This is a genomic window from Caproicibacter fermentans, from assembly GCF_009746625.1.
Lineage (GTDB): Bacteria > Bacillota > Clostridia > Oscillospirales > Acutalibacteraceae > Caproicibacter > Caproicibacter fermentans.
In genome coordinates this window covers 1-2,859 of record NZ_VWXL01000044.1, presented here as the reverse complement: position 1 = coordinate 2,859, position 2,859 = coordinate 1, and the positions used below count along the sequence as shown (strand labels likewise).

Sequence of the window (2,859 nt, the reverse complement as noted above, 5' to 3'; positions counted from 1 at the left end):
CAAAGCTGGCGTTCAGACAGTACCGCCGGTGGACATTCCGGCGGTACTGTGACTGGCGCTCATGTAACCGGCGATATGGGTCATTTCCGACCGGCGTTTTGGGTCAAAAAAGTTCCGGCGTTGACAATATACAAAATTACATTATATATACAGACAGCAATTTTATCGCTAATATAACAGGCAGATATCTAGGAGGTTAAGTGAGGATTATCATGGAAAACAAAGAAAAGATTATTAAGCTTTGGTTTGATATGTGGCTACAAAAGAAGGACTTGGGAATTACAGATATTTTTTCGGATGATGCAATCTATATTGAAAGTTGGGGGCCCCAATATAAAGGCTCTGAAAAAATAAAGCATTGGTTTACCGAATGGAATACCCGTGGAACTGTGCTTGTTTGGAATATTAAACAGTACTTTCATAAACAAAATCAAACTATAGTCGATTGGTATTTCAAGAATACTATGAACGATGGTAAAATTGAGGCATTCGACGGGATTTCGCTTATCGAGTGGACGCAGGGAACCAAAATATGTTTTTTAAAAGAATTTGGTTGCAATATAAATAACTACGACCCTTACCAAAGTAGCTTAAACCCTCAATTTAGAGATGAAAAAGCAATGTGGTTTTAAACAAAATCTAGTCATAATGTTGGACTGTATTCCTATCATGAAAACAATGGGAAGCCGATGTACCCGTCGGCTTCCCATTGTTTTTTCATTGTCTAAAACTACCATGCCTTGTATTTCCAAAGCGTCCGTAAGTATTGCTTCAGACAAAATGGGCAGTGTTGAATTTAATGACGGATGGCGCGGTCATATCGACAAATTCCTGTACATGAACATCCACTTACGGAGAAGCTTTGGTTTTCGGCTGTTTTGCCATGAGGCATACATCCCTATTTTGCTCGCGATTTTTGTTCTTCCCGAAATCTGTGTTTCGTAGAGGCGAAAAGATAGCAATATTTAATGAAAAGAACCGCAAGAACCAAATCGAAGCTGCACATAAAAACAAAAGTCCCGGAAGCCGCATAAATGCGGACTTCCGGGACTTCACTGTATGGCGGAGAGGACGTGACTCGAACACGCAAAAGCGGTTTTTGTCAGCTTTGGTACATTGAAAAAATGTAGGTACAGAGCCAAATTTTCAAGTTTCGATTTTGTGTGTTTTGGTTCTTATTTGCCCGGTTTTGCAAAAATAAGAACCAAATAAGAACCAAATAAGAACCAAATAAGAACCAAATAAGAACCAAAATTCCGGAAAACGTACTCCGAAAATCAAAGAAACGTCATACCTTAGGCTTGCTTTTTGTCGTCTAATTTTAGTGCGTCTGCGACGGCTTCGGAAGCCTTTGCCTGTGCCTGTGCGAAAGTATGGGCGTAAATATTCAGAGTGGTTGAAACCTGTGAATGTCCCAACGTAGCAGATACGGTTTTAATATCCACGCCGGCGTTAATAAGCAAAGATGCATTCAGATGACGAAAGCTGTGAATTGTAACCTTCCGCAAACCGGTTCTTTCAAAAAAATCATCTAGCCATTTTAGCGGTGTCGAATTGCCTAGCGGTTTGCCATTTTCTGCTGTGAACAGCCGATCGGTGTCAATCCACCTGTCGCCCATTTTAAGCCGGTCCTGCGCCTGCTGGACTTTGTATTGACGTAGAAGGTCGAACACACTTACCGGTAGTTTCAACGAACGCAGAGAGCCTTTCGTCTTTGTTGTATCGGTAAAAATGCCCCCCTTTGATTTTGAATAAAGGGACGTTCGGTTTACACTCACAACACAGGAATCAAAGTCAATGTCTTTCCATTCAAGGCCGAGAAGTTCTCCTTTACGGAACCCGCCATAAATTGCAAGGGTAAAGAAAACCCGATACATGAGAGACTCAAATTGAAGAAACTTTAAAAATTTTTGCGCTTCTTCAAGAGTGTAACAATCCCGCTGCTTATAATTTCGCGGTGGTAGGACAACCCGGCTGCAGGGATTGTCCTTCAGCATATTCATACGAATCGCATAGTCGAACACTGTTGAGATAAACGACAGATAATTCCTGACCGTGCCGGGTGATAAACCTTTCGGCGGTTCCTTTTCGCCAACTTTTTGATTAATACCTGGTTCCTGCAAGTTATTGATAAAAGACTGTATATGCCGTGGGGTAATCTTATCGAGTCTCAGGCTGCCTATAGCGGTATAAGTCCGCGCAGTGTATTGTTTATATCGGTCAACGGTGCGGACCCGGAGCCGGGGCTCTGCATATTCCTTAAACCACTGCTTGGCGAAGGTTTCAAACTTTATGTCGGCGCTTTCAGAAAGTCCTTGGCATTTTTGCTCGAACAGGACGGCTTGCTTCTGAAGTTCCTTTTCTATTTGCTTGTCCGTCATGTTAGGACGCGGGGTCCAGGTCATTGTTTTTACATTCTGCTTTCCTTTTGCGGTGTAGCCGTCGGAGACACGAATCTGATACCCTTTCCCGCGCTTTACAATTCTAGCCATCTTTTATACCTCCCTTTGGGCATAAAAATGCCCGGAATTATTGATTAGTCCGGGCCGAGGCAGTATAATAATTTTGCGATGTTATTCGTACTGTCGGCCTTTGACTGACGGTGGACGCTCTTTCCTATTGCTAGTAGGGAAGGGTGCTTTTTTACTTAATTGGATTGAGTAAATATTTTTCCTCGTCAATAGCATCTGCAATTTTTTGAGAAACCTCATCCATGGATGAAAGTATAAGTCTAGGGAACCTCTGAACAAATGGCGCAGGAAGAGGAATTCAGCGAAAAGGGATTCAAGAGGCGTTCCAACTGAATGATTACGTCGAATTTCGACGCTATACTCCTGAATTTATTTCCACTTTTGCGGA

Annotated in this window: 2 protein-coding genes; one reads left to right on the top strand and one right to left on the bottom strand. The window is 42.3% G+C overall.

Annotated features, from left to right (window positions below; translation table 11 throughout):
• The first annotated feature begins 212 nt into the window (after positions 1–212).
• Positions 213–632, top strand: a complete 420-nt coding sequence (locus CAFE_RS06315; protein ID WP_156990132.1) for a nuclear transport factor 2 family protein — start codon at positions 213–215, stop codon at positions 630–632.
• A gap of 663 nt (positions 633–1,295) precedes the next feature.
• Here the strand turns inward: CAFE_RS06315 and CAFE_RS06310 are convergent.
• On the bottom strand, positions 1,296–2,492 hold the full coding sequence (locus tag CAFE_RS06310) for a tyrosine-type recombinase/integrase (RefSeq protein WP_156990131.1): 1,197 nt from the start codon (positions 2,490–2,492) through the stop codon (positions 1,296–1,298).
• Positions 2,493–2,859 lie beyond the last annotated feature (367 nt).

Bases quoted from the DNA above. Each gene is read 5' to 3' on its own strand.
- CAFE_RS06315 (WP_156990132.1), top strand. From the start codon at position 213: ATGGAAAACAAAGAAAAGATTATTAAGCTTTGGTTTGATATGTGGCTA.
- CAFE_RS06310 (WP_156990131.1), bottom strand. From the start codon at position 2,492: ATGGCTAGAATTGTAAAGCGCGGGAAAGGGTATCAGATTCGTGTCTCC.